The organism is Asticcacaulis sp. AC460, from assembly GCF_000495795.1.
Classification (GTDB): Bacteria; Pseudomonadota; Alphaproteobacteria; order Caulobacterales; family Caulobacteraceae; genus Asticcacaulis.
On sequence record NZ_AWGD01000035.1, the window covers coordinates 20,041 to 45,372 of the forward strand.

Annotated in this window: 26 protein-coding genes; 11 read left to right on the plus strand and 15 right to left on the minus strand. The window is 62.5% G+C overall.

Annotated elements, in window-relative coordinates; translation table 11 throughout:
* Positions 1-130 precede the first annotated feature (130 nt).
* Genes ABAC460_RS42630 through mmsB form a run of 3 tightly spaced genes read left to right on the plus strand, consistent with a single transcriptional unit; the run spans position 131 to position 3,128 of the window.
* Positions 131-1,246: an acyl-CoA dehydrogenase family protein gene (locus ABAC460_RS42630; protein ID WP_023454949.1), complete on the plus strand. Its 1,116-nt coding sequence runs from the start codon at positions 131-133 to the stop codon at positions 1,244-1,246.
* Positions 1,243-2,253 carry an enoyl-CoA hydratase/isomerase family protein gene (locus tag ABAC460_RS42635; RefSeq protein ID WP_023454950.1) on the plus strand — a complete coding sequence of 337 codons (1,011 nt, stop codon included), beginning with the start codon at positions 1,243-1,245 and terminating at the stop codon, positions 2,251-2,253. Before ABAC460_RS42630 ends, ABAC460_RS42635 begins: the two co-directional genes overlap by 4 nt.
* Positions 2,250-3,128, plus strand: a complete 879-nt coding sequence (mmsB, locus tag ABAC460_RS42640; protein ID WP_023454951.1) for a 3-hydroxyisobutyrate dehydrogenase — start codon at positions 2,250-2,252, stop codon at positions 3,126-3,128. The genes ABAC460_RS42635 and mmsB overlap by 4 nt, the downstream gene beginning before the upstream one ends.
* Here the strand turns inward: mmsB and ABAC460_RS42645 are convergent.
* The 6 genes from ABAC460_RS42645 to ABAC460_RS42670 form a co-directional block, all read right to left on the minus strand.
* Positions 3,125-3,436 carry a hypothetical protein gene (locus tag ABAC460_RS42645; protein ID WP_155914722.1) on the minus strand — a complete coding sequence of 104 codons (312 nt, stop codon included), beginning with the start codon at positions 3,434-3,436 and terminating at the stop codon, positions 3,125-3,127. The genes mmsB and ABAC460_RS42645 overlap by 4 nt on opposite strands.
* Before the next feature lie 10 nt (positions 3,437-3,446).
* Positions 3,447-4,604, minus strand: a complete 1,158-nt coding sequence (gene prpF, locus ABAC460_RS42650) for a 2-methylaconitate cis-trans isomerase PrpF (RefSeq protein WP_023454953.1) — start codon at positions 4,602-4,604, stop codon at positions 3,447-3,449.
* Positions 4,601-7,186 (minus strand): Fe/S-dependent 2-methylisocitrate dehydratase AcnD, encoded by a 2,586-nt coding sequence (gene acnD / locus ABAC460_RS42655; RefSeq protein WP_023454954.1) that lies wholly within the window; start codon positions 7,184-7,186, stop codon positions 4,601-4,603. Before acnD ends, prpF begins: the two co-directional genes overlap by 4 nt.
* Positions 7,183-8,343, minus strand: coding sequence for a bifunctional 2-methylcitrate synthase/citrate synthase (prpC, locus tag ABAC460_RS42660; protein ID WP_023454955.1), 1,161 nt, complete (start codon positions 8,341-8,343; stop codon positions 7,183-7,185). The genes acnD and prpC overlap by 4 nt, the downstream gene beginning before the upstream one ends.
* A 190-nt stretch (positions 8,344-8,533) precedes the next feature.
* Entirely contained in the window at positions 8,534-9,418 is an 885-nt protein-coding gene (prpB, locus tag ABAC460_RS42665) for a methylisocitrate lyase (RefSeq protein WP_023454957.1), read from the minus strand.
* A 270-nt stretch (positions 9,419-9,688) separates the two neighbouring features.
* Positions 9,689-10,903 (minus strand): phospholipase D family protein, encoded by a 1,215-nt coding sequence (locus ABAC460_RS42670; protein ID WP_023454958.1) that lies wholly within the window; start codon positions 10,901-10,903, stop codon positions 9,689-9,691.
* A 268-nt stretch (positions 10,904-11,171) separates the two neighbouring features.
* Between ABAC460_RS42670 and ABAC460_RS42675 the strand changes: the two genes are divergently transcribed.
* Positions 11,172-12,608, plus strand: coding sequence for a DUF6880 family protein (locus ABAC460_RS42675; RefSeq protein ID WP_023454959.1), 1,437 nt, complete (start codon positions 11,172-11,174; stop codon positions 12,606-12,608).
* A gap of 28 nt (positions 12,609-12,636) precedes the next feature.
* On the opposite strand, the gene ABAC460_RS42680 is transcribed toward ABAC460_RS42675, so the two are convergent.
* From ABAC460_RS42680 to ABAC460_RS42690, 3 genes are read right to left on the minus strand one after another with little or no spacing between them, the layout of a single operon-like run.
* On the minus strand, positions 12,637-13,182 hold the full coding sequence (locus ABAC460_RS42680) for a dihydrofolate reductase family protein (protein ID WP_023454960.1): 546 nt from the start codon (positions 13,180-13,182) through the stop codon (positions 12,637-12,639).
* 3 nt (positions 13,183-13,185) lie between these two features.
* Positions 13,186-13,929, minus strand: coding sequence for a DUF899 domain-containing protein (locus tag ABAC460_RS42685; protein WP_031237298.1), 744 nt, complete (start codon positions 13,927-13,929; stop codon positions 13,186-13,188).
* Complete coding sequence (locus ABAC460_RS42690) at positions 13,922-14,554, minus strand: TetR/AcrR family transcriptional regulator (RefSeq protein WP_031237300.1); 633 nt, start codon at positions 14,552-14,554, stop codon at positions 13,922-13,924. The genes ABAC460_RS42685 and ABAC460_RS42690 overlap by 8 nt, the downstream gene beginning before the upstream one ends.
* A gap of 144 nt (positions 14,555-14,698) precedes the next feature.
* On the opposite strand from ABAC460_RS42690, the gene ABAC460_RS42695 reads away from it, so the two are divergent.
* The 5 genes from ABAC460_RS42695 to ABAC460_RS42715 are packed head-to-tail and all read left to right on the plus strand — an operon-like array spanning position 14,699 to position 18,573.
* Entirely contained in the window at positions 14,699-15,457 is a 759-nt protein-coding gene (locus ABAC460_RS42695; RefSeq protein WP_023454963.1) for a helix-turn-helix transcriptional regulator, read from the plus strand.
* Between the two features lie 56 nt (positions 15,458-15,513).
* The gene (gene ung / locus ABAC460_RS42700; protein WP_023454964.1) at positions 15,514-16,209 is read left to right on the plus strand and encodes a uracil-DNA glycosylase; all 696 of its coding nucleotides are present in this window, start codon (positions 15,514-15,516) and stop codon (positions 16,207-16,209) included.
* Between the two features lie 60 nt (positions 16,210-16,269).
* Entirely contained in the window at positions 16,270-16,851 is a 582-nt protein-coding gene (locus ABAC460_RS42705) for a DUF3617 domain-containing protein (protein ID WP_023454965.1), read from the plus strand.
* A gap of 7 nt (positions 16,852-16,858) precedes the next feature.
* Positions 16,859-17,662, plus strand: coding sequence for a PhzF family phenazine biosynthesis protein (locus ABAC460_RS42710; protein WP_023454966.1), 804 nt, complete (start codon positions 16,859-16,861; stop codon positions 17,660-17,662).
* 17 nt (positions 17,663-17,679) lie between these two features.
* Positions 17,680-18,573, plus strand: coding sequence for a 3-keto-disaccharide hydrolase (locus ABAC460_RS42715; protein ID WP_023454967.1), 894 nt, complete (start codon positions 17,680-17,682; stop codon positions 18,571-18,573).
* Here ABAC460_RS42715 and ABAC460_RS42720 read toward each other — a convergent pair.
* On the minus strand, positions 18,566-19,534 hold the full coding sequence (locus tag ABAC460_RS42720) for a DUF4349 domain-containing protein (protein ID WP_023454968.1): 969 nt from the start codon (positions 19,532-19,534) through the stop codon (positions 18,566-18,568). The two genes, ABAC460_RS42715 and ABAC460_RS42720, sit on opposite strands and share 8 nt — an antisense overlap.
* Before the next feature lie 82 nt (positions 19,535-19,616).
* On the minus strand, positions 19,617-20,063 hold the full coding sequence (locus ABAC460_RS42725) for a MarR family winged helix-turn-helix transcriptional regulator (protein WP_023454969.1): 447 nt from the start codon (positions 20,061-20,063) through the stop codon (positions 19,617-19,619).
* 89 nt (positions 20,064-20,152) lie between these two features.
* Between ABAC460_RS42725 and ABAC460_RS42730 the strand changes: the two genes are divergently transcribed.
* Positions 20,153-20,575, plus strand: coding sequence for an organic hydroperoxide resistance protein (locus ABAC460_RS42730; protein ID WP_023454970.1), 423 nt, complete (start codon positions 20,153-20,155; stop codon positions 20,573-20,575).
* Between the two features lie 227 nt (positions 20,576-20,802).
* On the opposite strand, the gene ABAC460_RS42735 is transcribed toward ABAC460_RS42730, so the two are convergent.
* The gene (locus tag ABAC460_RS42735) at positions 20,803-21,810 is read right to left on the minus strand and encodes an aldo/keto reductase (RefSeq protein ID WP_304412725.1); all 1,008 of its coding nucleotides are present in this window, start codon (positions 21,808-21,810) and stop codon (positions 20,803-20,805) included.
* A gap of 113 nt (positions 21,811-21,923) precedes the next feature.
* On the opposite strand from ABAC460_RS42735, the gene ABAC460_RS42740 reads away from it, so the two are divergent.
* Positions 21,924-22,469 carry a hypothetical protein gene (locus ABAC460_RS42740; protein WP_155914723.1) on the plus strand — a complete coding sequence of 182 codons (546 nt, stop codon included), beginning with the start codon at positions 21,924-21,926 and terminating at the stop codon, positions 22,467-22,469.
* 4 nt (positions 22,470-22,473) lie between these two features.
* Here ABAC460_RS42740 and ABAC460_RS42745 read toward each other — a convergent pair whose 3' ends face one another.
* From ABAC460_RS42745 to metB, 3 genes are all read right to left on the minus strand, one after another.
* Entirely contained in the window at positions 22,474-23,403 is a 930-nt protein-coding gene (locus tag ABAC460_RS42745) for a hypothetical protein (RefSeq protein WP_023454973.1), read from the minus strand.
* A 70-nt stretch (positions 23,404-23,473) separates the two neighbouring features.
* A complete protein-coding gene (locus ABAC460_RS42750) occupies positions 23,474-24,097 on the minus strand; it encodes a macro domain-containing protein (protein WP_023454974.1) in 624 nt (207 codons plus the stop codon).
* A complete protein-coding gene (gene metB, locus ABAC460_RS42755; RefSeq protein ID WP_023454975.1) occupies positions 24,094-25,311 on the minus strand; it encodes a cystathionine gamma-synthase in 1,218 nt (405 codons plus the stop codon). Before metB ends, ABAC460_RS42750 begins: the two co-directional genes overlap by 4 nt.
* Positions 25,312-25,332 lie beyond the last annotated feature (21 nt).

Here is a 25,332-nt window from a genome sequence, read left to right on the forward strand (position 1 = left end):
AGCCGAGCGAAGTGAAGGCGATCGGGTGAGGGGCCTTCCGAAGACGATTGTGCACCGGAAACCGGGCATGCCCCTCACCCTAACCTCTCCCCGTAAACGGGGAGAGGGGTTAAAAAAAGCAGGGACGGACATGCTCAACGACGACCAGGTAATGATCCAGGAGGCGGCGCAGCGGTTTGCGTATGATAAACTGCGCCCCCATGCCGGTGAATGGGACGAGACCAAGCACTTCCCGGTCGAAGTCATGCGCGAAGCCGCGGCCCTGGGGTTTGCCGCCATCTACACCCGCGAAGACCATGGCGGCTCAGGCCTGTCGCGCCACGACGGCGTTATCATCTTCGAACAGCTGTCACGCGGCTGCATCGCCACCGCCGCCTTCCTGTCGATCCACAACATGTGCACCTGGATGATCGACAGCTTCGGCAGCGACGACCAGCGCGGTGGGTGGATCCCCAAACTGACCACGATGGAGGCCATCGCCAGCTATTGCCTGACCGAACCGGGCTCGGGGTCCGACGCCGCCGCAATGAAAACCCGTGCCGTCCGCGACGGCGACAGCTTCGTCCTCAACGGTTCGAAACAGTTTATTTCCGGCGCCGGCGTTTCCGATCTTTACGTGGTGATGGCGCGGTTCGACGACGGCATTTCCACTTTCCTCGTAGCGAAAGACACGCGTGGCCTGAGCTTCGGCGCGAACGAAAAGAAGATGGGCTGGAACGCCCAGCCGACCCGCCAGGTCACTTTCGACAACCTGCGCATTCCGGCGGACAACCTGCTCGGCACACCGGGTGACGGCTTTAAATACGCCATGAAGGGGCTGGACGGCGGCCGACTGAACATCGCCGCCTGCAGCCTAGGCGGCGCCCAGGATGCTCTAGATCGGGCGCTCAGCTATGCCGGCGAACGGTCGCAGTTCGGCAAGCACCTCAATGCCTTCCAGGCGACCCAGTTCAAGCTGGCCGACATGGAAACCGAGCTGTCGGCGGCGCGGACCCTGCTGTACGAAGCCGCTGCAAAACTGGACGCCAAAACGCCGGACGCCACACGGTGGTGCGCCATGGCCAAGCGCTTCGTCACCGACACGGGCTCGAAAATCGCCAATGATGCTTTGCAGATTCATGGCGGCTACGGTTACCTGCATGATTACGGCGTCGAACGGATCGTCCGCGATCTGCGCGTGCATCAAATCCTCGAAGGCACCAACGAGATCATGCGCGTTATCATCGCCCGGGACATGCTGAAGTGAGCGAGGTCATCACCCGCATCGAACACGGTATCGGTCGGATCACCCTGAACCGGCCCCAGGCTCTGCATGCTCTGACGACGCAGATGTGCGCCGATATCGATGCCGCCCTGACCGCTTGGGAAAATGACACGGCGGTGACGGCGGTTCTGGTCGACCATGCCGAAGGCACGCGCGGTTTCTGTGCCGGCGGCGATATTCGTAAGGTCGCCCAATCTGGCCGCACCGATGGCGTCGAGGCGCGCGAATTCTTCGCTGTCGAGTACACCATGAATGCGCGGATCAAACGCTTCACCAAGCCCTATATCGCCATCATCGACGGCATCACCATGGGCGGCGGTGTCGGGCTGTCGGTGCATGGCTCGCACCGCATTGCTACCGAACGCACGGTCTTTGCCATGCCGGAAACGGGCATCGGCCTTTTTCCCGACGTCGGCGGCGGCTGGTTCCTGCCGCGGCTGGACGGTGAACTGGGCACTTGGCTGGCCTTGACGGGTGCGCAACTGCGCGGCAGCGATGTGGTGGCCGCCGGGATCGCCACCCACTTCGTGCCGATGGACCGCATCGACGCCCTGAAAGCCGACATAACCGCCATCGACCGCTATGCCGAAGCTGTGCCGCCGGCCGCCTATACCAAGCATATGGACACCATCAATCGTTGCTTCGGCCACGACACCATGACGGCGATTTCGATCGCCCTGAACTCCGGCGATGACTGGGCGCGGGAACAGGCGCAAATCCTGACCAAACGCTCGCCTCAGTCCTTGGCCGTGTCGCTGCGCCAGTTACGCGAAGGCCGCAAGCTGGACAGCTTCGAGGACGTCATGCGGATGGAATACCGCATCGCCAGCCGCATCACCTCGACGAAGGACTTCTCCGAAGGCGTCCGCGCCGTGATCGAGGACAAGGATCAGGCGCCGGTCTGGGCCGAGTTGACAGAAGGCGCGATCGAGGCATTCTTCCAATCTCTTGGAAATATGGATTTGCAGTTCCCGGATATATCGACATGAAGATCGCCTTTATCGGTCTGGGCCACATGGGCTCGGGGATGGCCTCCAACCTGGTCAAGGCCGGTCATGAGGTCCGCGCTTTCGATATCAGCACCGATGCCGTGGCCCAGGCTGTGGCCGCCGGCGCGGTGACGGCGCCGTCAGTCCTTGAAGCCTGCCGCGACGCGGAGGCCGTGGTGACCATGCTGCCGGCCGGCCAGCATGTCGTGTCAGTCTACGGTCAGGTGTTCGAAGCCGCACCCCGATCCGCCATCCTGATCGACTGTTCGACCATCGATGTCGCCACGGCGCGTGAGGTGGCGGCGCAAGCCTACGCCAAGGGTTTTGCCATGGTCGATGCCCCGGTCTCGGGCGGCGTGGCGGGAGCGCAAGGCGGAACCCTGACCTTTATGTGCGGCGGGACGGCGGAGGCTTTTGCCCGCGCCGAACCGGTGCTGAAACCGATGGGCAAGGCGGTGATCCATGCCGGCGCGGCCGGGGCCGGGCAGGCGGCCAAGATATGCAACAACATGCTGCTGGCCATCACCATGATCGGCACGTGCGAAGCCTTTGCCCTGGCCGAAAAACTGGGCCTGGACGATCAGGTCTTCTTCGACATCGCCTCGAAAGCCTCGGGCCAGAGCTGGTCGATGACGTCCTATTGCCCGGTGCCGGGACCGGTGCCGTCGTCGCCGGCGAATAACGACTACCAGCCGGGCTTTGCCTCAGCCTTGATGCTGAAGGACCTGACCCTGGCCATGCAGGCGGCGTCCGCGTCCGGCGCCGATACGCCGCTGGGCGCCCGGGCTCACGCCCTTTACGACGCCCTGTGCGCCCAGGGCCATGCCGGCCAGGACTTTTCCTACATGATCGAGCGCATCCGCCGGGGGGCTTAATCGCGCCGGGCATTATGGCACGCATCGACGCGGTGTTCGCTATCGTCCAACCGCGATAGCCGGGTCCCCACGGGCATCATCGCCTTGGTTACGCTGTCTTCGAAGTTGATAAACAGCGATGTCAATTGGCCTTTGACCGACAGAAGGGTTTCGAAACCGAGCACACGGGTTTGGTGGAGACGGCCGTCCGGTCTTTCCAACAGAATTGGATCGCCAACCTTTATCTCTGCAGTCGGCTTGGTAATCATGACGACCAGGCGCCCCGTCTTGAGGGCGAGAACGTCTTGAATTTCGGAAATATGACTCATCTGCATTCGCCTACTTTTCCAACGGTACCCGCACCCAGCCTTCCATCAGCACGCGGGCGCTGCGGCTCATCAGGGCTTTTTTGACCACCCACTGGCCGTCGACCTGAACAGCCTCGGCGCCCACGCGCAACGTGCCGGACGGATGACCGAAGCGCACCGCGTTACGTTCACCGCCGCCGGCCGCCAGGTTGACCAGGGTGCCCGGCACCGCTGCCGCCGTGCCGATCGCCACCGCCGCCGTGCCCATCATGGCGTGGTGCAGCTTACCCATCGACAGCGCCCGAACCACCAGGTCAATGTCGCCGGCCACGACCGGCTTGCCGCTGGAGGCGACATAGTCCGTCGGCGGTGCGACAAAGGCGACCTTAGGGGTGTGCTGGCGTTTGGCGGCTTCGGACAGGTCGGCAATCAAGCCCATGCGCAGGGCGCCATAGGCCCGGATGGCCTCGAATCGCGCCAAGGCGGCCGCATCGCCATTGACGGCCTCCTGCAATTCCGTGCCGGTATAGCCGATATCCACCGCATTGACGAAGATGGTCGGGATTCCGGCATTGATCAGGGTAGTTTTCAGCGTGCCGACGCCCGGCACCTCCAGATCGTCGACCAGGTTGCCGGTCGGGAACATGCTGCCGCCGTCACCGTCGTCCGCTGGGTCGACAAATTCGAGCTGAATCTCCGCCGCCGGAAAGGTCACGCCGTCCAGTTCGAAATCGCCGGTTTCCTGGACCTCGCCGCCGGTCATCGGCACATGGGCGATGATGGTCTTGGCGATATTGGCTTGCCAGATACGCACCGTGCACAGGCCGTCGCGCGGCACATCCGCCACCAGGCCGTTCGAGATAGCAAACGGCCCGACCGCTGCAGACAGGTTACCGCAATTGCCGCTCCAGTCGATGAAGGCGCTGTCGATCGACACCTGGCCGAACAGGTAATCGACATCGTGGTCCGGCCGGTCGCTCTTCGACAGGATGACCACTTTCGACGTAGACGAGGTCGCCCCGCCCATGCCGTCGGTCTGCTTGCCGTAGGGGTCGGGACTGCCGATCACCCGCAGCAGCAAGCGGTCGCGCGCTTCGACGTCGTCCGGCAAGTCCTCGCGCCGGAAGAAGACGCCCTTGCTGGTGCCGCCGCGCATATAGGTCGCCGGAATACGAATCTGACCGCTCATGCCACCTTCGCCTGTTCCAGGAAATCACGCGCGAAGCGTTGCAACACCCCGCCGGCCTCGTAGATCGATACCTCTTCGGCCGTATCCAATCGACAGGTGACCGGCACCTCGACGGCCTCGCCTGTGCGACGATGGATGACCAGCGTGACTATGCCGCGTGGGGTCAGGTCGCCACGAACATCATAGGTTTCCGTGCCGTCGATGCCGAGCGATTGCCGCGTCGTGCCAGGCAAAAACTCCAGCGGCAGCACGCCCATACCGATCAGATTGGTCCGGTGGATGCGCTCGAACCCTTCGGCGGCAATGGCCTCGACACCGGCCAGACGCACGCCCTTGGCGGCCCAGTCGCGCGACGAACCCTGGCCGTAGTCGGCGCCGGCAATGATGATCAAAGGCTGTTTGCGCTCCATATAGGTTTCGATCGCTTCCCACATCCGCATGACCTGGCCGTCGGGCTCCAGCCGCGTCAGCGAACCCTTGCGGATCTGGCCATCGACCACGGCCATTTCGTTCATCAGGGTCGGGTTGGCGAAGGTGGCGCGTTGTGCCGTCAGGTGATCGCCGCGGTGGGTGGCGTAGGAGTTGAAGTCCTCCTCGGGCACCTGCATGCGCAGCAGGTATTCGCCGGCGGCGCTGTCGGCCAGGATGGCGTTGGACGGCGACAGGTGGTCGGTGGTGATGTTGTCGGGCAAGACCGCCAGGGGGCGCATCCCGGTCAGGGTCCGCTCGCCGGCCAACGCGCCCTCCCAATAAGGAGGTCTCCGGATATAGGTGCTTTGGGGGCGCCAGTCATACAGCGGATCGACCGGCTTGCCGCGCGCCGCGAAGCTGAACATCGGATCGTAGACGCTGCGGAACTGCTCGGGCTTGACGCTTTGGGCGACGATGGCGTCGATCTCGGCGTCATCCGGCCAGATGTCGATCAGCCGCACCTCGGCGCCGTCGGGACCGTAGCCCAGCACGTCCTTTTCGATGTCGAAACGGATGGTGCCGGCGATCGCATAGGCGATGACCAAGGGCGGCGAGGCCAGAAACGCCTGCTTGGCATAGGGGTGGATGCGGCCGTCGAAATTGCGGTTCCCCGACAAGACGGCAGTGGCGTAGAGGTCGCGGTCGATGATCTCCTGCTGGATGGCGGGATCCAGCGCGCCGCTCATGCCGTTGCAGGTCGTGCAGGCAAAGGCGACGATGCCGAAGCCGAGCTTTTCCAGTTCCGGCAACAACCCGGCGTCTTCGAGATAGAGCTGCACCGCTTTCGAACCCGGCGCCAGGGACGACTTGACCCACGGTTTGCGCAGCAACCCCTTGGCATTGGCATTACGCGCCAACAGGCCGGCGGCGATGACGTTGCGCGGATTGGAGGTGTTGGTGCAACTGGTGATCGCCGCGATGATGACGGCGCCGTCGGGCATGTGGCCCGGCGTATCGATCCATTCACCGGCGATACCGCGCGCCGCCAGATCCGAGGTCGGCAGGCGTTTGTGCGGGTTGGACGGCCCGGCCATGGTGCGGACCACGCTCGACAGGTCGAAGGTCAACACCCGCGGATATTCCGCCGTCTTCAGGGCATCGGCCCACAACCCGGCCGCCTTGGCGTAGATTTCGACCAGGCGCACCTGTTCGGCGGCGCGACCGGTCAGGGTCAAGTAATCCAAAGTCTGCTGGTCGATGGCGAACATGGCCGCCGTGGCGCCGAATTCCGGCGTCATGTTGGAGATGGTAGCGCGGTCGCCCAGCGTCAGGGCCGCAGCGCCTTCACCGAAGAATTCGAGATAGGCGCCGACGACCTTTTCCTTGCGCAGATATTCGGTCAGGGCCAGCACTACGTCGGTGGCGGTAATGCCGGGACCCGGTCGGCCGGTCAGTTCGACGCCGATGATGTCGGGCAACCGCATCCATGACGCCCGGCCCAACATGACGTTTTCGGCCTCCAGCCCGCCGACCCCGATGGCGATGACGCCCAGCGCATCGACGTGCGGCGTATGGCTGTCGGTGCCGACCAGGGTGTCGGGGAAGGCGACGCCGTCTTTCGTCTGGATGACAGGTGACATGCGCTCCAGGTTGATCTGGTGCATGATGCCGTTGCCGGGCGGGATGACCTCGACATTGCGAAACGCCTTGCGCGTCCAGTCGATGAAATGGAAGCGGTCCTCGTTGCGGCGGTCTTCGATGGCGCGGTTGCGGGCGAAGGCATCCTTGACATCGCCGCCATATTCGACCGCCAGGGAGTGGTCGACGATCAGTTGCGTCGGCACGACCGGATTGACCTGGGCAGGATCGCCGCCTTGGGCGGCGATGGCGTCGCGCAGACCGGCCAGGTCGACCAGGGCGGTCTGGCCCAGGATGTCGTGACAGACGACCCGGGCGGGGAACCACGGAAAGTCATGGTCCTGACGCCGTTCGATCAACTGCCGCAGGCTGCGTTCCAGGATGGCGGGATCGCAACGCCGCACCAGGTTTTCAGCATGGACCCGCGACGTGTAGGGCAAGGTACGGTAAGCGCCCGGCGCCAGCGCCTCGACGGCGTCGCGGGCGTCGAACCAGTCGAGATCCGTACCGGGGAGGGGCTTGCGGTAGGTCATGGACGATCGTTGAGCGGCACGAAGGGGCGGTCTTCCGGGCCGGTATAGTTCGCGTTGGGGCGGATGATCTTGCCGTCCTGGCGCTGTTCGATGACGTGCGCCGACCAGCCAGACGTCCGCGAAATAACGAACAGCGGGGTAAACATCGCGGTCGGCACGCCCATCATATGGTAGCTGACGGCGCTGAACCAATCGAGGTTGGGGAACATCTTCTTGATCTCCCACATCACGCTTTCCAGCCGTTCGGCGATGTTGAACATCTTCATATTGTGCTGCTCGGCCGACAGGGCCTTGGCGACGGCCTTGATGGCTTCGTTGCGCGGATCGCCGACCGTATAGACCGGATGGCCGAAGCCGATGACGACCTCCTTGGCGGCGACTCTTTGGCGGATATCCGCCTCGGCCTCGTCGGGAGTGTCGTAGCGCTTCTGGATGTCGAAGGCGAACTCGTTGGCGCCGCCGTGCTTGGGCCCCCGCAGCGCGCCGATGGCGCCGGCGATGGCACTGTAGAAGTCCGAACCCGTGCCGGCCACGACCCGGGCGGCGAAGGTTGAGGCGTTGAACTCATGTTCGGCATAGAGGATCAGCGAGGTATGCATGGCCCGCACCCAGGACTCGCTGGGCTTTTTGCCGTGCAGCAGGTGCAGGAAGTGGCCACCGATGCTGTCGTCGTCGGTTTCGGTTTCGATGCGCCGGCCGTTGTGGCTGAAGTGGTACCAGTACAGAAGCATGGAACCGAAGCTGGCCATCAGCTTGTCGGCAATGTCGCGGGCGCCGGGGTGGTTATGGTCGTCGCGCTCTGGCGTCAGACAGCCGAGCGTTGAGACACCGGTGCGCATGACGTCCATCGGGTGGGCCGACGGCGGCAGGCTTTCGAGGACGGCTTTCAGGTTCGACGGCAGGCCGCGTAAGGCGCGGAGCTTGGTCTTGTAGGCGTCGAGTTCGGTGCGGTTGGGGAGCTTACCATGGACCAGAAGGAAGGCGATTTCCTCGAACTCGGACGTGGCGGCCAGGTCGAGGATGTCGTAGCCGCGATAGGCCAGGTCATTGCCGGTGCGCCCGACAGTACAGAGCGCGGTATTGCCGGCGACCGTGCCGGAGAGGGCAACGGATTTCTTGGGCTTGAAACCGGTCGGTGTTTCAGCGGCTGTGTCCATGGTTCGGTTCCCTGTTTTTATTTTTGACCACGAAAAGCTCGAAAAGCACAAAAAGCACGAACTTCAGGTCTTGCTTGATCTTGCCGAGTAGCGGCTTTGACCTGTTTCATTTCAGCCGCTGCGCGGCGCCAGACACATCCTGATGTTTCGTGCTTTTTGTGTTTTTCGAGCTTTTCGTGTTCAAAAAACTTTATTTTTGTCCGCTGAACAACAGGTCCAGCTTGTTCTCGAAATCCCAATACCCGATGCGGTCGTACAGTTCCTCGCGCGTCTGCATGGTATCGAGCACGTTCTTCTGATGGCCGTCACGGCGGACGGCCTCGTAGACCGCTTCCGCCGCCTTGTTCATCGCCCGGAAGGCCGACAGCGGATACAACTGGATCGCCACACCGGCCGAAGCCAGTTCCTCGCGCGTGAACAGAGGCGTCTTACCGAACTCGGTGATGTTGGCCAGCACCGGCACCTTCACGGCATCGACAAACCGGCGGTAGGTCTCCAGATCATAGGCCGCTTCGGCGAAGATCCCGTCCGCCCCGGCCTCGACACACTTCACGGCGCGTTCGATCGCCGCATCGACGCCATGCACCGCAATCGCATCCGTCCGGGCGATCAGGAAGAAATCCGGATCGGTCTTCGCGTCGGCCGCGGCCTTGACCCGGTCGACCATCTCCTCGGTCGAGACGATTTCCTTGCCCGGCCGGTGGCCGCAGCGTTTCGCCCCGACCTGGTCTTCGATATGGCAGGCCGCCGCGCCGAACTTGATCAGCGACTTGACGGTGCGTTCGATATTGAATGCCGACGGCCCAAAGCCGGTATCGATATCGACCATCAAAGGCAGGTCGCAGACATCGGTGATGCGGCGGACATCGATCAGCACGTCATCCAGGTTATTGATCCCCAGATCCGGCATGCCCAAAGATCCGGCGGCGACCCCGCCGCCCGACAGATAGATGGCGCGATAGCCGGCGCGCTTGGCCAGCAGAGCGTGATTGGCATTGATCGTGCCGATGACCTGCAACGGGGATTCCGCCGCCAGGGCGTCACGGAATTTGCGGCCGGCGGAGACTAAGGCCATCCTGGATATCCTCTTATGTCATTTTGATCAGGTCGTATCGATTGATACGATCCAAGTCAATTCCACATATAGGCCTACAGCATGGCCGCGGTCAATTCAACGTTCGTTGAAAAAATGCCGATGTCGCTGAGCGGGTGGTCGTTTTGTGTGAGCTTCGACGGGTCTTGGTTCGCGTGCCGATCGATAGTGTGTTCAAGCTCAGTTGGTAGCGAAGCCGGCTGCGTAGCGCTCTGCAAGAGAGCTGGCGCAGCAGCCGGCTAAGCGCGTGAGTTATTCTTCGTAAAAAATCGCGTCTAACAACGCGACGCGTCCTTTCCATATTTTCTGCTCAGTTTTTTCGGTAGGGCAGTCAAAGGTGTACCAAGGGGCAGTGCGTACCGTCTCTACGACGGTATCCCAATAGTTTTCCAGCGTGACGGACGACCCCAAAGCTTTCTTCAAGCGTTTCTTGTTTTTGCCGTCCACACACATAAAGACGTCGGGTCGCTTCATAGCGAGTAAACGCGTCGCTGTACTGACTCCAGTGGCCCCATTTCCGCCCTTGAAAGCGGCACCAAAATGCTTGGCAAATGTATCAAAATCGTTGCGGCAAACCTCGCCACTAAGAGGTATGCTGTCCACGGCCTTGGCTAAGTTTCGATTCCTGGAGTTTATCAGTTTTTGGAAGGTTCCCGAGCCACCCATCGATCCGAACCAACCCCAGTCGATATCGTGTAGCTTCAGTTTCCGAGCGTCGTCTTCCTCCTTTTGCTTCTCGGTTAGGAGTCCGGCGATTGCGCGCCACTGTTTGACTTCGAGCTCCGCCATACTGCCAACGGTTTCAAACATTTCTCGAGCTCTTCGAAGGATTTTGAAACGCCCGGAAATCGAACTGCCACTTTTGTGGCGAAGTTCGCTGCAGTACTCCGCCCAACTCATTGCCAACAACTCAGATGTTAAGGCCTCTGCATTGCCGGGATCTCCTGGCAAGTGTGGATTCTTTCGTCCCTGCCGGGCTTTGTTGAGTTCATACTGGTCACGGTAGCTGTCGACCAGTTCTTTGGTGATGTTCCGCCGGTACTTTTTATACCCGTTCAATTGGGCTTCAACCTGCCGGAAAATGTCTTCTCCGGATTCCCCTTTTATGTGGAAGGAGGCTTCAAGGTTTCCGCCAAGCCCGCCACCCGTAAAGTTTGAACTCCCGACAATCGTTTCGGAGGTGTTGGCAGAGACAAAATGATAGATCTTTGGATGAAAGGTGCCCTTGTCGCTCTTGATTACGAAGGCGTTTTTGACACCTATAAGTTCTTCGAGAAAGGCGGGCTCGGTAACGAACCTGTTGAGGCCAATCGTGATCGTACTGAACTTGTCTTGGTTCTTCAGCAGGCAATCAGCTACCTTTCCGCTGGTAGCCCAAGCGACAGCGAAATCGATTTTTTCATGTCTATTAATGAGCTCGATTAGCTTATTGGCCGTACCTTGCGCATCCAGCAGCGTGATTTCCATGCCTGTGTCCTTTTTTGAGGGATAAATTCAAATTCGAGAGGTCGTCTTCATTTCAATAGTCACGCCGCTAATCGTCAACCGGCGCTGCGTTACAGCGCCAATTTTCGTGGCTGGGGCTTCGACAAAGTATCGTTGGCGTTCACGTTCGTGTCTGTTCGTGACGTTCGTGGTAAGAAATCTGTCTTCCCCAAGGTTTACGGATTTGGAGTCGACAGGCGCGGCCCAGGTGTTTTATCGGCTTGAGCCGCAAGCAAAAGGACACTGAACGATGGCGCGCAAACCCGCCTATTCGCTGGACGGCCTGCGTGAACTGGGCGCCGACGCCCTGGCGCGGATCGTCTTCGAAGAAGCCGAACGCAATCCGCTGTTTCGCAAACAGGTCAAGGCGGCCATGGCCGGTCAGCAAGGGCCTGCGGCCGTGGCCAAGCTCATCGACCGGCGGCTGGCAGCGCTGGAAACAGCGCGCAGCTTCATCGACTGGAACAAGGCGCGCGCCTTCCGTGACGACCTGGCCACCGCCGTGGCGACCATAGCCAGCCAGTTGGGGAATATCGCCCCCGCTATGGCCATTGACCGCCTGCTGCGCTTTGTTGCGACCCACGAAAAGGTCTTCGAACGGGTCGACGATTCCCACGGCCAGGTGCAGGACGTCTACGAAGTCGCGATCGAGCACCTGGAAGGGCTTGCCCCGAAACTGACGCCGGACGAAGCCGTCCTTCTGCCTGACCGGGTCATGGCCGCGCTGGGCGACACCTCGCACGGCTACCTGATCGGGACGGCCCGCGCCGTCGCCCCCCATGTCCCGCCGGCCGCGCTGCAGGCGTGGAGCGCCGACCTGCAGCAACGGCAGAAGGCGCAGGAGGCCAAAGACAAGGCTTCCAAAGAGCAATATGTCATCTCGAACGCCCGCCAATATCATGAGGTGCGCCAGATCATCGCCGATGCCCTGGGCGACCTGGACGCCTATGTTAGGCTTGAGGCCGAGAAACACCCCAATCTCCAGGACCCGATGGCGTTGGCAGAGCGTCTGTTGGCGGCGGGGCGGGCCGAAGCGGCGCTGGACTGGGTGCGACGCGAAAAACCCGTCAACCGCTATGTTGCCTTTTCCGATGAGGCCACGGCGCCTGCCGGGATGGCGCCCGACCGCGCCAGCCTGGAAGCGAAGATCCTGGACGCGCTGGGGCGCAAACCCGAAGCGCAGGCGTTGCGATGGAAGGCCTTCGCCGCCAGCCTGGATGCCGATATCCTGCGGGAGTATACCAAGGCGCTGCCGGACTTTGAGGACTTTAAAGCCCTGGACCGCGCCTTCGACCACGCCATGACGTCGCCGCGACTCTATGCCGCCCTGATACTGTTTCTGCGTTGGCCGCGCCGCGACCTGGCCGCGAACCTGGTCATACGGAACCGCAAAAAGTGGGATGGTGGACAATACCATATCCTGCCAGGCGTCGCCGAAGCGCTGGAACACGACTATGCCTTGGCGGCGACGGTCCTGTACCGCGCCCTGCTGGACGATATTCTAGCGAAAGCACGGTCGAAAGCCTATGGTTTCGGGGCGCGCTATCTCACGGCGCTGGACAGGTTGGCCCTTGATATCGCGGAGTCAGAATGGTCGGCGAACGGTCTTGAGGGGCATGCCGACTACAGGGCCAAACTCAAGGCGCAACACGGGCGCAAAGCTGGCTTCTGGTCGCTTTTGACGTGAGGTGAGCGGATATTCCCGTCTGATGGCGTCACGCCGCTGTGTAGGTCAAATGCATCGTGTCGTCGTCGATCTGGTGGCTGGAGATCAAACGCAAAGGCGGTCGGGCGCCGTGGAAGAACGGCTTGCCTTCGCCCAGGACGAACGGGCGCAGGTGCATGTGATATTCGTCGATCAGGCCCAACTCGGTCATCAGGCCCGCCAACTGCGGACCGGATACACTGATGATACCGTCAGTGCCCGCTTTCAGCGCGCGGACCCGAGCTTCGATGTTGCTGGAGATTAAGGTGGCATTGGGACCGACGTCCGTGAGCGTGCTTGACACCACCCACTTGGGCATCTTGCGCCAGGCCTCGGCAAAGTCGCGCCGGGGTGCGTCCCACCCTGCGCGGTCTTCGCCCCAGTAGCGCATAACTTCGTACATACGACGGCCATAGATCGTGGCGGCGTGGCCTTTGATCGTGTCGATCCAGTACTGGAAGTGCTGCTCGCTGGGCGGCGGCATAACCAGGCCGCCGGCCAGGTCGTCGACATAGCCGTCGAGCGATACGTTCATCGCCAGAATAAACTTGCCCATCTGCTACGCCGTCTTGCCGCCGCAGCCGCAAGACGATGAGCCGCTGTCGTATTTATCGTGATGCTTTACCCAATCCGTCAGATCGCCATTGGGGCCGGTTTCGTTGCGGCCCTTCGGCGTCATGTCCAGAAGCTGGAACACGCCCGAGGCCAGCTCGGTGCCGCGCGAGTAGACCGAATAGGTGTGGTAGATGGTGCCGTCCGCAGTCTTGTGGAAGACGCTCAGCCCGGGCAGGTCGACGCATTCGAATGCGCGGTCGGCGTAGTTATAATAGACGGGTTCGCCTTCGCGGAAGGAGACGTGGAAGTCGTAGTTGAAATCGCCGTCGCCCGCCGACACCCAATCGAACGGCCAACCCATGCGCTCGCGGAAGGCAATGAGTTTGGCCAGAGGCGCGCGCGACACCAGGGTGTACTTGACGTCGTGGTTTTCCAGGTGGGCCGTGATGCCGTTCATATGGTCGGCGCCCAGCGAACAGCCGACACAACCTTCCTCCCATTCGGGGGCAAACATGAAATGCTGGACGATCAACTGGCTGCGGCCGGCGAACAGGTCCGATAACGTGCGCGGGCCCGACGGGGTATCGAACAGGTAGAGCTTGTCGACCTTGACCCACGGCAGGGCAGCGCGCTTCTTGGCCAGGGCGTCGACCTCGCGCAGAACCCGCTTTTCCTCATTTTTCAGGGCGATGCGGGCGGCCAGCCAGTCTTCGCGGCTCACGACAGGGTGGGGTGCGGCACTATCCATTCTGGGGCTCCGGGCGCAGGCTGTTGAGGTGAGAAACGAGTTGCCGGACGCCGGCTTCGAGGACGGCGCCGCTTTGCAGGCTCTTGGCGATCGACATGTAGCCTTCGTAGGCGGCGACAACGAACTGGGCCTGGGCGCGGGCGTCGACTTCGGGACGCAAGCTCCCCTGGGCCTGGGCGCGGGTCAGGGCGTCGGCGACCGTGTCGATCCAGGTGGTGAACAGGGCCGCGGTGCGGGCGCGGAAGCCTTCCTCGACGCGCGACATCTCCTGGGCCAGGTTGTTGAGCGGGCAACCGCCGGCCGCATGTTCGTCGTCGGTAAAGGTGCCTTCGATGATCGTGATAAGGGTATCGAGCGGTGTATCGCTTTCACGCAAAGGGGTGAGCCACTTGTCGTCGGTGATCTTCGCCACCACATCTTCCAGGATGGCGTGGCCCAGGGCGTCCTTGCTGTCGAAGTGGTGGTAAAGAGCGCCCTTGGTGACCCCGGCCTTGCCGAGGATGGCGTTGAGGTCGCAACCCTGGAAGCCGGATCGGTAAACTTCCTCGAACCCGGCCATCAACAGGCGTTGCCGGGTGCGGCCCGGATCGCGGCGATTTGTAACTTCGGACGTCGCTATTGACATACCAACCGGTATGTATGTTTATGGCCATGTTGTCAAGTTCACGTGAGGCGGGTGAAAGCCTACTGACAAAATTTGGCACTAAGTCTATGTAGACCGGCTTCCAGTGCAGCGTATCCTTCCGTCACCTTTTTGCGGTACAGACTCATGACGCGCGCCACCCGTCTTCTCGACCTGCTGCAGTTGTTCCGCCGTCACCGTTATCCGGTAGCCGGCGCTGAACTGGCGCGCGAACTCGATATTTCGCTGCGGACCCTCTATCGCGATATCGCCGCGTTACAGGCCCAGGGGGCGCATATCGAAGGCGAGCCCGGCGTCGGTTATGTGCTGCGGCCGGGCTATATGCTGCCGCCGCTGATGCTGTCGCAGGAAGAACTGGAGGCTTTGGTTCTGGGGACGCGTTGGGTCGCCGACCGTGCCGATGCCCGGCTGGGCGAGGCGGCGCACAATGCCCTGACCAAGATCGCCGCCGTCCTGCCCAAGGATATGAGCGACGACCTGGAATCAACCGGTCTTCTGGTCGCGCCAGCCTGGCCCCGCCATGAAGGCACGCTTGACCTCGGCGATGTCCGCAGCGCCATCCGCGCCGAACAGTGCGTGTCCCTGAGCTATACCGACCTGAAGGGCGAAACCACGGAACGGACGGTGTGGCCGTTCGCCCTGGGCTTCTTCGACCATGTCCGGCTGCTGATCGGCTGGTGCGAACTGCGTCAGGATTTCCGCAGCTTTCGCACGGACCGTATCAAGAGCTGGGACCTGACCGGAAAGAGGTACCCGAAGCGCCGCGCAGCCTTGCTGAAGGCCTGGAAGACGCAGAAGGACGCCGAAGCCTGCGAATGGCAGTCCCAGAATCCGAACCATTACCCGGCCAATGCGATCCGTGTAGCGCCCCAGGCCACGGCTTGAGCTTGACTTGACGGCTGACTCGCCGCTTGCTGACGCCGCTTTTGCGGAGCGATGCCATGGCCGATGTAAAACTGGAAGAGAGCTGGAAGGCGCCGCTAAGCGGTGAGTTCGACAAGCCCTATATGCACGACCTCAAGGCCTTCCTGCAGGAAGAGCGGGCGGCCGGCAAGCGGATCTTCCCCAAGGGCAGCGAATATTTCCGCGCCCTGGACCTGACGCCTCTGGACCAGGTGCGGGTGGTCATCCTGGGCCAGGATCCGTACCACGGCGAAGGCCAGGCCCACGGCCTGTGTTTTTCGGTCCAGCCGGGAGTGAAGATCCCGCCGTCCCTGGTCAATATCTATAAGGAACTGCGCGACGATCTCGACATTCCGCCGGCGCGGCATGGCTTCCTGGAACACTGGGCCAAACAGGGCGTGCTGCTGCTCAATGCGGTTCTGACCGTGCAGATGGGCGTGGCCAATGCCCACCAGGGCAAGGGCTGGGAGCCGTTCACCGACGCCGTTATTCGCGCCGTCAACGAACAGTCCCACCCTGTGGTGTTTATTCTGTGGGGAGCCTACGCCCAGAAGAAGGCGGCCTTTGTCGATACGACCAAGCACCTGGTGCTGAAATCGCCGCACCCGTCGCCCCTGTCGGCGCACAATGGCTTCTTCGGCAGCCGGCCGTTTTCGAAAGCCAATCAATTTCTGGAATCCAAAGGCTTTGCACCGATCGACTGGCGCGTGCCGGATAATCCGGCGGACAGTTAAGAATCGGGTGGAGTCTGCCGTTACTTGGCGCTAAGTTCGGCCCGACAGCAGGAGGTCGATATGCACAAGCTCACCCTCGGTATCTGCGTAAGCGTCGCCGTGCTCGCCCTGGCGGGTTGCGGCAAGAAGGAAGCCACGGACGGCGCCACCGAATCGGCGGCTGCCCCGGCCGATGCCCCCGCCGCAATGACGGCCGGCGGCGCTGGGCCGAGCCTGAAGCCGGGTCTCTGGGAAATGACCACCAAGGTCGATAAGGTCCCCCAGACGATCACCACCAAGATCTGCCTGGATGAGGCCCTGACCACCAAGTTCACCACCAATGCCGGCCCGATGCAGAAGGGCGACACCAACTGTACCGATCAGAAGGTCACCCGCAATGGTAACACCGTCGACGTGACGGCGGTTTGCCAGGACGGCGGCAGCAAGATTCACACCGCCGTGCATATGGAACTGACGGGCGACACCGCCTACCACCAGACCATCAAGGCGACCTTCGATCCGCCCAAGGATGGGATGACGGACGTCTCGACCTCGGTCGACGGCAAGTGGCTGGGGGCCTGCGATGCCGGCATGAAGCCGGGGGACATGGTCATGCCGGGCGGGATGAAGATCAATATGGGCGATGCCCTGAAGAACAAGTAAGCCCGATATGCGTCAGTACCTGATCGACGCCTTTGCGCGGCAGCCGTTCAAGGGCGGTCCCGCCTGGGTGGTCGAGCCCCTGTCCGAATGGCCCGACGACGCCTGGATGCAGGCCTTGGCCATGGAGAACAACCAGGCCGAAACCGCTTATCTGCGTCCGATGGAGGCGGGACATTTCGGCCTGCGCTGGTTTACCCCGGCCTGCGAAGTGAAGCTGTGCGGTCATGCCACCCTGGCCTCGGCCCATACCCTGTTCGAAGAGTTGGGACATGACGGTGACCGGCTGGTCTTTTCGACTCTGTCGGGCGACCTGATCGTTACCCGGACAGCCAACGGACTGGAGATGGATTTTCCGGCCTATGAGCCCGAGCCGATCGACATGCCGGACCTCGCTTCTGCATTGGGGGCGACGCCGAAAGCCGTCTATGGCGGGCCGGCCCTGATCGCCCTGTTCGACGATGAAGAGACCGTGCGCGGCCTGACCCCGGACCTGAAGGCCCTGCCGCTCTATGACGGCAGCGTCTATAACGACCGCCATGTCGTGGTAACTGCGCCGGCCGCCGCGGGAAAACCGTATGACGCCGTATCACGCCTGTTCGCGCCCGACATGGGGATCGACGAAGATCCGGCGACGGGCTCTATGCACTGTATGCTGACACCGCTATATCATCGTCTGACGGGCAAAACGGTGTTTGACTTCTATCAGGCCCATCCCAAACGCGGCGCCGAGATCCAGGCTGAACTGGCCGGTTCCCGCGTCCTGCTGCGCGGCCACGCCGTCACCGTGGTTCGTGCGGAACTCGTGCTGTAAAACCATAAGGATAAAACATGTTGAGAAGCGCACTTCTGGCCGGCCTGTGCCTGCTGGCGACCCCGGTCCTGGCTGAGGAAGCCTATCACCCCCAGACCCTGATCCTGAAGGACGTGCCCGCCGCTACCGGCCCGGCCGTCAGCCTGTTCAACGGCAAGGACATCGATGCCTGGGACGCCTGGCTGGGTTATGCCGACCCCGCCCAGACCTACCGGCCCGACCATGATCCTTCATTGGGCGCAGGTGGCAAGGGCGATATCTTCAAGGTGGTCGAAGAGGACGGCGAACCGGCCCTGTTCATCTCGGGCAAGACCTGGGGCAGTCTGGTTCACCAGGGCGACTACGGCAACTATCACCTGCGGCTGGAATACAAGTGGAGCGGCAAGCGCCACGCGCCGCGCCTGGATCAACCGGAAAACAACGGCCTGCTGTACCACAGCCACGGTGAGCCGGGCGTGGTCTGGGGCACCTGGATGCGCGCCGTGGAGTTCGAGATCATGACCGGTTCGACCGGCATGGTGGTGCCGGTCGGCGCCAATCTGAAGGCGACGACCACCGCCGTGAAGGATCCGGCCATCATTGCCCCCGGCCATCGCTTCACCGTCGGCGCCGCGGACTACACCACCGTCGGCAACACCGCCGACTGGAATGTCGAGAACGCCCGCGACGCCGAAAAGCCGGTCGGTCAATGGAACACACTCGACCTCTATGTCTTTGGCGATCGCGCCATCCATGTCGTCAACGGCGTGCCGGTGATGGAGGTGTGGAACCTGTGCGACACCGACGCCGCCGGCGTGTGCCAGCCCCTGACCCATGGTCGTATCCAGTTCCAGTCCGAAGGGGCGGAAACCTTCTTCCGCCGCGTGACCCTGGAGCCGATCGACCGGCTTCCGGCGATCGAGGTTAAGTAGTTTCGTTATCGGGCGCCGGCACCACCGGCGCCTTTTTCTTACGGTTTTTCAGCCATTTGCGGACGAACCAGATGACGGGTGCGGCCACCAGTCCCAGCGGAATCAGGAAGGACAGGATACTGATCAGTCCGGCCAGGACCAGGACGATATTGCCGACGACACCGTTCAGCGCCTCGCCCAGGGGCGAGAAGGTGCCTTTCGAGGCGGCAACGGATTCGCTGCGATAGGCCAGGGTGACATGCACCGTGGCGACCCGCCGGCTCATCACCGCCAGGGCCGAGCGGGCGGCATCGATATCGGCCTGGACCTCGGCGACCTGGGTTTCCGCCTCCATCAGTTCGGAGATCTTGCCGCTGTGGCTGCGGATCATCTCGACCATGCGGTCGCGCAAGGCCTCCTTGGTCTTTAGCCGCGCTTCGGTGTCGACGATCTCGAGGCTCAGATCCTCGCTGGCGATCGTGTAGCGCTCGATCTTGCCGCCGGCGGCTTTCATGTCGCCCTCCAGCCCGGCCTGCCACGCTTTCAGCCAGGTAGAACTGACGCGCAGTTCCAGGACCTCGTTGGCGTAGGCCGAGTCGCGATAGACGTTCGAGTTGCGCGACACGATCTGGCATGCCGCCGGGCCGGCGTCTTCGCAAATGGCCTGGTGCCGCTTGACCAGGGCCTGGACACCATCGTCGTTGGCCGTGAAGCCGTAATTATAGTCGTAGGCGACCTGAGGGAGGGTGACATCCGGCAAGGGTGCGCCGGTCGTCTTGGCCGGGGCTCCATCGGTATCCTGCGCCGGTGACGCGGCGGGCGCCTCAGCCCTTGACCCAGCTCTGGCGATAAGATTGGTCGATGGACTTTGTTCCATCTCGACCTGTTGGGCGGTTTCGTGTGCCGGCTTTGCCTGGCAGGCCGCCAGGATGCATAGCAATGACACGCCCGCCAGGGACAGGGTTTTGCGTTTGAAAGTCATGGATCGCCTCGTGAATTGTCCATCGCCCCACGGTCACTGTGCGCGCGGTGAGGCGGTTTGGCGAGGGCGATTTTCAGCGTGGTTAAGCCTGACGTAAGCTTTTGCCAAGCTCTTGAACTTGCTCGCGAAGTTCATTCAACCGGTTCAGATCCAGGCCGGAATTGCACAACATGGCGGCGGGGATTCTCCGCGCTTGGTCTTGCAGCGACTGTCCGAAATCGGTCAAATGGATGCGGGTGATCCGCTCGTCCTTGTCATCACGGCCGCGGGTGACGAAGCCGGCTTTTTCCATCCGCTTGAGCAGTGGCGTCAGGGTGCCGGAATCGAGCTGCAGCGGTTGGGCCAACTCATTGACTGAGCGACCGTCGCGCTCCCACAGCAGCAGCATGACCAGGTATTGCGGATAGGTCAGCCCCATGGGCTCCAGCCATGGCCGGTAGGCCTGGGCAAAGGCGTGGGCAGTCGAATAGACAGCGAAGCAGATCTGGTTGTCCAGACGCAGTTCGGGCGGGGAGGGCGCTTTTATCATGAACGTAATTTAATTGTGCGCAATGCACTTGACAATATATTGTGCACAATTAAATTGTGTCGTGTCATTCAAGCCAAGGAGCATTACCCATGACCCAATCGATCACCGCAGCCTACACCGCGCATGCCAAGGCCACTGGCGGCCGCGAAGGCACCGCCACGAGCGGCAACCTGGACCTGAAGCTGTCGACGCCCAAGGAACTGGGCGGGGCCGGCGGCGACGGCACCAATCCAGAACAATTGTTCGCCATGGGCTATGCCGCCTGTTTTATTGGCGCCTTGAAGTTCGTCGGCGGCAAAGAAAAGGTCGCTGTGCCGGCGGATGCCAGCATCGAATCGTCGGTGGGCATCGGCGCGACCCCGACCGGTTTCGGTCTGGAGGTGACTTTGAAGATTTCGCTGCCGGGGATCGACGGCGAGGTGGCGGATCGTCTGATCGCCGCGGCGCATCAGGTGTGTCCGTACTCCAATGCCACGCGCGGCAACATCAACGTCACGCTGATCCGGGCGTAAGCGAGGAAGCGGGACCACGGAAGACACGGAAGCGCCGGCCTTTGGCCGGCGACACGGAATGACACGGAATTCAGGTTCCGGATTCTATCGCGCGAAGCGCCTTCCTATGAGACACCTATAGGAGGGCGCTTCGCGCGGACCGGCTCTGACTTCAGTGTTTTCCGTGTCGCCGCGCAGCGGCTTTCAGTGCTTTCCGTGGTAAATCTTCTTGCTGGCCGGGAGCGCTATCAGGGCCACAAATCATCCCCGTTAGCCTTTGGCGGGACGGCGAACACATCCGGCAGGTCGCGGGTAACAAGATCCAGTTCCGCGATCTCGTCCGGCGTAAGGCCCAAGTTATCCAGCGCCGACAGGCTTTCATCCAGTTGCGCCACGGTTCTCGCGCCGATCAGGCACGACGTCACCCGCGGATCACGCAAGGTCCAGGCTATGGCCAGTTGCGCCACGCCCTGGCCACGCGACCGCGCCACCGCATCGATCCGCCCCGAGGCCGCCTGAACCTCCGGCGTCAGTCGCGCCCGCACCCAGTCCTGGCGGCCGGCGCGCGAGTCGTCCGGCACACCGTTGATATACTTGTTGCTCAGCAGCCCCTGGGCCAGGGGCGAAAACACGATCGTTCCGGCACCGGCCTCAGCATTGGCCCCCAACACCTCCGGTTCGATCCAGCGATGCAGCAGGCTGTAATTGGGCTGGTTGGTGATCAGCGGCACCCCTTCGGACGCCAGAATCTCCGCCGCCTGTCGCGTCAGTTCGGCACTGTAGTTTGAAATCCCGACATAGAGCGCCTTGCCCTGGCGAACCAGTTGCGCCAGCGCGCTCATGGTCTCCTCCAGCGGGGTGAACGGATCGACTCTGTGGGAATAGAAGATGTCGACATAGTCCAGCCCCATCCGCTTCAGGCTCTGGTCACACGATGCGATCAGGTATTTGCGCGACCCGTTGATGCCGCCGTAGGGGCCGGGCCACATATCCCAGCCGGCCTTGGATGAGATGACCAGCTCGTCGCGCAGCCCCTGGAAATCGGCGCCCAGGATGCGGCCGAAATTCTCCTCGGCCGAACCCGGCGGCGGCCCGTAATTGTTGGCCAGGTCGAAGTGGGTGACGCCGCGGTCGAAGGCGCGGCGGACGATGGCGCGCCCGGTCTCATAGACATCGACGCCACCGAAATTCTGCCACAGGCCCAGCGAAATCGCCGGCAATTTCAGTCCCGACGCGCCGCAACGGCGATAGGGCATGGTGGCGTATCGGTCACGGGCGGGGCTGTACATGGTCTCTCCTCAACATCTTTTTGTATCTTTCGTTAACGGCTGGGCTACACTGGCGCGAACAGTCAGGGAAGGGGATGCCCGTGAAAAAGATCGCGCTGATGACGGTGGCCATGGTTCTGACCGGCTGCGGGCTGCAATCGGACGACCAGTTCGGCATCTATGCCGATGGCGAAAACCACTTCGTCGTCAACCACGCTGCCGGGCGGATCAACTATGCCGGCGGCGGTGGCTCCGCTGAAGACTTGCTGAAACAGACCCAAAACGGCCAGGGCCTCAGCTTTACCACCTGGCGTAACAAGACCTCGTGCGGGCTGACGGACTCGTCGGGCAATGTCTTCGCCATTCCGCGTGGCGACCGCTTCGACAAGGACAATGCCATCTTCTCGGTCGAGAAGGATCCGGCGGTGTTCGAAGAGATCAATGGCGGGCCGGCGGGATCGCGCGTGGTGACCCTGCGCACCGAAAACCTGGTACGAATCCGCTACCTTTATGACGATGCCTCAGGCATCCGCTGGATCGACCAGTACAATCCCCAAGGCGAGTTCGACCGCCGCCTGTGGCTGGAACGCGGCGTCGGCCTGCTGGCCCACTGTCGCGGTGTCTCGGCGGACGATCATAAGGAATAAGCGATTATTTGTGGAACAGGTCGACGGTCAGAAGCCAACTGGTGTCGCGTTCAGTCAGCTTGTTCCACACCCGGACATAGTGGCCGCGATAGGTCCCGTCGGCGGCGGTCGCGTGGCCGTAGGTATACACGAAGGCACCGGACTTCGAGGCGCCCGAGCCATCGCGCGTCCAGGTCAGGCCTGTTTCGGGGCGCGCGGCAATCACCGCCTGGCGACGCGCCTCCATCTTCGCGTCGGCCCCCTCGGGCGGCGGCGGCGCGCCATCACCCGATGGCCACGGCCAGTAGCCTTCGACATAGGGCGGCACGCCGTCGGAAGCGATAGTCGGCCGGGTGCCGCCGAGGCCGGCATAGATATCTGAGTAGGATTTTTGCGCCAGCAGGGCGTTGAAGGCGTCGTCCCGGCCAAGACCTTCAGCCAGTCCGTTGGGATGGACATGTTGGGTGTTGGCGACGAGTGTAAAAGTCTGATCAGCGGGGGGAAGATTGTCCGGCGCATCGTCGCCTGCGCCGCCGTCCAGCGACCACTTCCATGTGCCGTCGGCCTGCTTCTCCCAGATGGTGAAGAACCAGCCGGCCTTGTCGTTGCCTTCCATCGTCCAGGTGCCGAGGTCGAAGGCGAGGTCGCCGGAATTGGCAACGCCGACGTGAAACGGCCGCCAGCGCAAGGGCGTCGGCGCGCCGGCCAGGCTGGGATCGGCCGCCAGCGAGTCGACCAGGGCCTTATGGAAGTTTCCAGCCTGGGGCAGGAAGCCTATGGCGTCGTCCGTCGACCAGGCGATGAAGCCGCGATAAAAGCCGTTCTTCGCCGTATCGGCGGCGAAGTCGCGCTCGGCCTGTTCGACGGCCTTGATGTCGGCAAACACATCGGCCCGGACCGGGACGGCGGTGACCATCAACGCCGCCACGGCCAAACCTGTCAGAAATCCCCGCATGACCCATCCCCGGCTGTGAGCAGACCGGCACCATGCCGCCAAACCGTCGTTACGGCAAGTTAAGGATGAGTCACTGAAGCCTTGTCGGGCTGTCGGTGTAGAGGCGCTGGTGGTCTTCGCTGGCCTCGGCCCAACTGGTTGGCAGACGCGGCGACGCCAACAGTACGTCGTGAAAGGCCTGGCGCATTTGGCGGGCACAGATAGCAGCGGGAACCCGGCCGACGCCGGTCCCCATGGCGGGGAAGGCGACGGTGGTCACCCGGCTGGAAATTGCTTCGCCGGACGGCAGCGCGCCGTGTCGCACCAGGAGCAGCGCAGCGCGAGTCGCCAGATAGGGATTGACGGTTGCTTCGCCGAGATACATCGGCACGCGCATGGTCGGAGCGGCGATCATAAACGGAATCCCGTCGTTTCCGGTTTCAACGATCTCCGCCTGGCCGACCAACAGCTCGCCATGGTGGTGATCCAGAATTCGCCGTCGCAGGCGCAGTTGCAGGTCCCAGCCGAAATGCTCGGAATAGAGCAGGTCGAGTCCTCCATCCATGAAGCCGAAGCTGTTGGCCGGACTGACGATGGCATCGCAGGCGAGGTCGAGGATCGAACCCCGCTGCAGGATCACCTCGGGCAGCCCATGGCACGCCGCCTCCCAGGCGGCGGCCATGGCGTCATCCGGTGTGGCCAGGACGATCTTCATCCTAACCGCGCCAAGGCCTTATCCAACGCCTTGATCAGGTCGGCCGGGTCTTCCAGCCCGATCGACAGCCGGATCAGGCCCGGCGCAATCCCAGCCGTGGCCTGGGCCTCGGCGGACATGGCGGCGTGGGTCATCGACCCCGGATGGACGATCAGGCTTTCGACGCCGCCCAGCGATTCCGCCAGGCTGAACAGGTCAATGTCCTCGAACACGGTTTTCACGGCGTCCAGCCCGCCCACGAGCTCGAAGCTCATCATGGCGCCCGGGCCCTTCTGCTGGCGTTTGGCCAGGTCGTGCTGGGGGTGTGAGGGCAGGCCGGGATAATGAACGACCGCCACCGCCGGATGGCTGTGGAGGTATTCGGCCACGGCCTGGGCCGACTCTTGCGCCTGTTTGATACGCACGAACAGGGTGCGCACGCCGCGCAGGGTCATGTAGCTGTCGAAGGCCGGGGCCGTGGCGCCGACGCAATTGGCCCACCAGCGCATCGGCAGGACATCGGCTTGGTGGGCGCAGACCAGGGCGCCACCGATGACGTCGGAGTGGCCGTTGATATATTTGGTCGTCGAATGGACGACATAGTCGGCCCCGAACGCGATCGGGTTTTGCAGGGCCGGCGACAGGAAGGTGTTGTCGACCGCCACCCGGGCGCCGGCGTCGTGGCCGAGCTTGATCAGCTTTTGCAGGTCGATCAGGCGCATCAGCGGGTTGGACGGGGTTTCCAGCAGCAGCAGGGCGGTCGGCTGTGAAAGCGCGGCGGTGAGGGCGGCTTCGTCGCTCTGGTCGACATAGACGCATTCGATCAGGCCCTGCTTATGTCGGGCATTGAGCAGGCGCTGGGTGCCGCCGTAGCAGTCATGCGGAACGACGACCCGTTTCGACTTGGCGGCTGTGGGATCGGGCGTGGCCGAGGGCGCGATCGGGTTGGCGCGGTCGAGATCCTGCCACAGCAGGTCCAGCGCGGCCAGGCCTGAAGCCGTCATGACGGCGCCGGCGCCGCCTTCCAGCTCGGCGATGACCTCGGCGATGATTTCGCGCGTCGGATTGCCCGAGCGGGCATAGTCGTAGGTCCGCTTCTTGCCGAAGCCCTCGAACGAGAAGTTGGTGCTGAGGTATATGGGCGGCATGACCGAACCATGGGCCGGGTCGATATCGACTCCGATATTGATCACCTTGGTCTGGAGGCTGGCGTCTTTGAGATAGTCTTTGGTCATGGCAGGCAGGGCTCTTAAATT

What these genes read in the sequence shown, in the direction of transcription:
- ABAC460_RS42630 (WP_023454949.1), top strand. Translation starts at nt 131, where the DNA reads ATGCTCAACGACGACCAGGTAATGATCCAGGAGGCGGCGCAGCGGTTT.
- mmsB (WP_023454951.1), top strand. Translation starts at nt 2,250, where the DNA reads ATGAAGATCGCCTTTATCGGTCTGGGCCACATGGGCTCGGGGATGGCC.
- ABAC460_RS42645 (WP_155914722.1), bottom strand. Translation starts at nt 3,436, where the DNA reads ATGAGTCATATTTCCGAAATTCAAGACGTTCTCGCCCTCAAGACGGGG.
- prpF (WP_023454953.1), bottom strand. Translation starts at nt 4,604, where the DNA reads ATGAGCGGTCAGATTCGTATTCCGGCGACCTATATGCGCGGCGGCACC.
- acnD (WP_023454954.1), bottom strand. Translation starts at nt 7,186, where the DNA reads ATGACCTACCGCAAGCCCCTCCCCGGTACGGATCTCGACTGGTTCGAC.
- prpC (WP_023454955.1), bottom strand. Translation starts at nt 8,343, where the DNA reads ATGGACACAGCCGCTGAAACACCGACCGGTTTCAAGCCCAAGAAATCC.
- prpB (WP_023454957.1), bottom strand. Translation starts at nt 9,418, where the DNA reads ATGGCCTTAGTCTCCGCCGGCCGCAAATTCCGTGACGCCCTGGCGGCG.
- ABAC460_RS42670 (WP_023454958.1), bottom strand. Translation starts at nt 10,903, where the DNA reads ATGGAAATCACGCTGCTGGATGCGCAAGGTACGGCCAATAAGCTAATC.
- ABAC460_RS42675 (WP_023454959.1), top strand. Translation starts at nt 11,172, where the DNA reads ATGGCGCGCAAACCCGCCTATTCGCTGGACGGCCTGCGTGAACTGGGC.
- ABAC460_RS42680 (WP_023454960.1), bottom strand. Translation starts at nt 13,182, where the DNA reads ATGGGCAAGTTTATTCTGGCGATGAACGTATCGCTCGACGGCTATGTC.
- ABAC460_RS42685 (WP_031237298.1), bottom strand. Translation starts at nt 13,929, where the DNA reads ATGGATAGTGCCGCACCCCACCCTGTCGTGAGCCGCGAAGACTGGCTG.
- ABAC460_RS42690 (WP_031237300.1), bottom strand. Translation starts at nt 14,554, where the DNA reads ATGTCAATAGCGACGTCCGAAGTTACAAATCGCCGCGATCCGGGCCGC.
- ABAC460_RS42695 (WP_023454963.1), top strand. Translation starts at nt 14,699, where the DNA reads ATGACGCGCGCCACCCGTCTTCTCGACCTGCTGCAGTTGTTCCGCCGT.
- ung (WP_023454964.1), top strand. Translation starts at nt 15,514, where the DNA reads ATGGCCGATGTAAAACTGGAAGAGAGCTGGAAGGCGCCGCTAAGCGGT.
- ABAC460_RS42705 (WP_023454965.1), top strand. Translation starts at nt 16,270, where the DNA reads ATGCACAAGCTCACCCTCGGTATCTGCGTAAGCGTCGCCGTGCTCGCC.
- ABAC460_RS42710 (WP_023454966.1), top strand. Translation starts at nt 16,859, where the DNA reads ATGCGTCAGTACCTGATCGACGCCTTTGCGCGGCAGCCGTTCAAGGGC.
- ABAC460_RS42715 (WP_023454967.1), top strand. Translation starts at nt 17,680, where the DNA reads ATGTTGAGAAGCGCACTTCTGGCCGGCCTGTGCCTGCTGGCGACCCCG.
- ABAC460_RS42720 (WP_023454968.1), bottom strand. Translation starts at nt 19,534, where the DNA reads ATGACTTTCAAACGCAAAACCCTGTCCCTGGCGGGCGTGTCATTGCTA.
- ABAC460_RS42725 (WP_023454969.1), bottom strand. Translation starts at nt 20,063, where the DNA reads ATGATAAAAGCGCCCTCCCCGCCCGAACTGCGTCTGGACAACCAGATC.
- ABAC460_RS42730 (WP_023454970.1), top strand. Translation starts at nt 20,153, where the DNA reads ATGACCCAATCGATCACCGCAGCCTACACCGCGCATGCCAAGGCCACT.
- ABAC460_RS42735 (WP_304412725.1), bottom strand. Translation starts at nt 21,810, where the DNA reads ATGCCCTATCGCCGTTGCGGCGCGTCGGGACTGAAATTGCCGGCGATT.
- ABAC460_RS42745 (WP_023454973.1), bottom strand. Translation starts at nt 23,403, where the DNA reads ATGCGGGGATTTCTGACAGGTTTGGCCGTGGCGGCGTTGATGGTCACC.
- ABAC460_RS42750 (WP_023454974.1), bottom strand. Translation starts at nt 24,097, where the DNA reads ATGAAGATCGTCCTGGCCACACCGGATGACGCCATGGCCGCCGCCTGG.
- metB (WP_023454975.1), bottom strand. Translation starts at nt 25,311, where the DNA reads ATGACCAAAGACTATCTCAAAGACGCCAGCCTCCAGACCAAGGTGATC.